Raw genomic sequence first — 2,318 nt, forward strand, 5'->3', positions numbered from 1 at the left:
CGGATATGAGGTCTCTTCATCTTCGGGTCTTGAAGGCATGCATTTACAAGGTGCGATGACAATTTTCACCGCTAATGTAAAACGTATACTAAAACTTAAAACATAAAAGAACAATACAAATGTCTAACTTATATCAAAAAATAGCTGTTTCGGACATTTAGAAATCCGAAACAGCTATTTTTTTTAGCTCACAATTAAGTTTCTTGAAAAACTGACAGTTTTTCAGTGGCCTCTATAGATATCAGGCCTTTCTTACTTTGTTTTATTTAGCGATAAATAACTGTGTCCAATATGGTGACATGTTACCGCTTGGTTCATAACCAATTCCGATATGTGTAACTGAGTCATTTAAAATGTTTTTACGGTGTCCTTCACTATTCATCCACTGTTTAACAACTTGTGCTGCAGATTTTTGTCCAGCAGCAATATTTTCAGCGGCTACCGTATAATTAATACCAAACTGATCTAACATCTCAAATGGTGACCCGTAAGTCGGTGATTGGTGACTAAAGTATCCGTTATCAGCCATATCAACAGATTTAGCTTGAGCAGCTTCATTTAGTCTTGAATCTATTTTTAGTGCGGATAAACCATTTTTCTTACGTTCCTGGTTCGTTAAGCGAACGACTTCTTTTACAATATCACTTGCTTGAGCAGATTGATTACCTGTTGGTGCTTGATTATTGTTACCCTGCTGTTGATTCTGATTACCTTGGTTAGCATTAGGGTTTCTGTCATTAGGTTCTACTTCATTATTTCTGTGGTTATAGTTAAATCCACGATCTGATTCATAAGGGAAATTTACATTTCCGTCGTTGTTACCATCGAAGAAAGGAAAATCATTCTTATTTCCATTCCAATTAGGGTTTAATCCTAAATCGTTCTCATCGCCGCCCTGATTATTGCCACCAAAGCTTACATTTTCCGGATTACCTTGACCATTATTTTCTGCTCCTTCTTCCATGTTACAACCAACTAAAATCATGGAAAAAAGTAATAATACATAAATCAATTTTATATGAACTTTCATTTATCTCTTACCTCCTATCTGGTTTAACATTTATAGTTTGAAACTTAAGCAAAAAAATATGCTCCCAATTAAAGGGAGCATAGGTAATTAAATATTAAGAATTAATGATATTCTCAAGAAGTTTCTGGATGTGATAACCTTCTTCAAACGTTATGAGATGCGCATCATGACCATCCAGTGCTTTAACGAGTTCTTCCATTAAGTTTTTAGTTGAAGTGTTCGATGTTTCAATTCGCTCAAGATTTTTTTCTCTTGTACCTATAAATAAATCACGCCAATTCCTTAGTTCTAAAACAGCTTTATTACCGTAGAGTTTTAAAGATAAATCTTCTTTTTGGCCTACATTGCTGACACCATTAAATAATACAGGTGTCTGGTCAACCATTAGTCTTGCGGTGAAGCCATTTTCACTGAGGCTAGGATCTTCTGGATAATCAACAAACGACTGAACATATTTGGGTATTCCAGCTAATCTCGAAATTAAATGTAAGTAATGAGGTCCAATTTCTCTAATAAAACCGCCTTGTTCACGTGTTGCAATCCAATTATTTTGCTGCCAGGCTCTTGGCCATTCAGGGAAAAACATATTAAATTCAATACGTTGAATATCTCCTAATTGTCCCGCTTCCAGAATTTCTAGCATTTTAAAGAATTCAGCATGATATGGCAGTGGGAAATTCATTGCGTTAACAACCCCCTTGTTCTCTGCCGCTTCAAACATTTCTCTGGCTTCCTTCTCACTATTTGCTAATGGTTTTTCACATAATATATGCTTCCCATGAGCAATAATATTTAATGCAATGGCATGATGAAATTTAGGTGGAACAGCTAAATAAACTAAATCAATATCGTCATTTTTTAATAGTTCATCGTCTGATGAATATGTAAGAACTTGTCCATATTGATCCTGAATGTCTTTTAAGCGTGCTTGATTTGGTTCACAAAACGCAAGTACATCAAATCTAGGATGAGATAGAAATTGCTTTAATACACGTTCCCCGACGACACCAAGGCCAATGATACCAACTTTATAAGCTTTATCCATATTAAAAACTCCCCCAATGTTTATTTTTGTTTCATTATATCAAAAATCCCTAACCAACATGAAAGGTCAGGGATTATATATTCGCCAAATTGTAAGCGTGACTCGCCACAAACTAATTGTTCATTGAGGGTTAGTATAAAAAGTGGACACACCAACTGGCGAAATGTTTACAATGGAAATAACATTTTTAAAGGACGTGTTTACAATGGGTAAAAAGCAAAATAATTATCCCAAAGAGCTAAG

At 35.0% G+C, this 2,318-nt stretch carries 2 protein-coding genes; both read right to left on the reverse strand.

The window, feature by feature from the left end; genetic code table 11:
* Positions 1–262: 262 nt before the first annotated feature.
* On the reverse strand, positions 263–1,030 hold the full coding sequence (locus tag E3U55_RS16950; protein WP_228547605.1) for a CAP domain-containing protein: 768 nt from the start codon (positions 1,028–1,030) through the stop codon (positions 263–265).
* 94 nt (positions 1,031–1,124) lie between these two features.
* Positions 1,125–2,075 carry a Gfo/Idh/MocA family protein gene (locus E3U55_RS16955; RefSeq protein WP_134341666.1) on the reverse strand — a complete coding sequence of 317 codons (951 nt, stop codon included), beginning with the start codon at positions 2,073–2,075 and terminating at the stop codon, positions 1,125–1,127.
* Between the last annotated feature and the right edge of the window lie 243 nt (positions 2,076–2,318).

It is taken from the genome of Filobacillus milosensis (genome assembly GCF_004402015.1).
In the GTDB taxonomy this organism is placed as follows: domain Bacteria; phylum Bacillota; class Bacilli; order Bacillales; family Alkalibacillaceae; genus Filobacillus; species Filobacillus milosensis.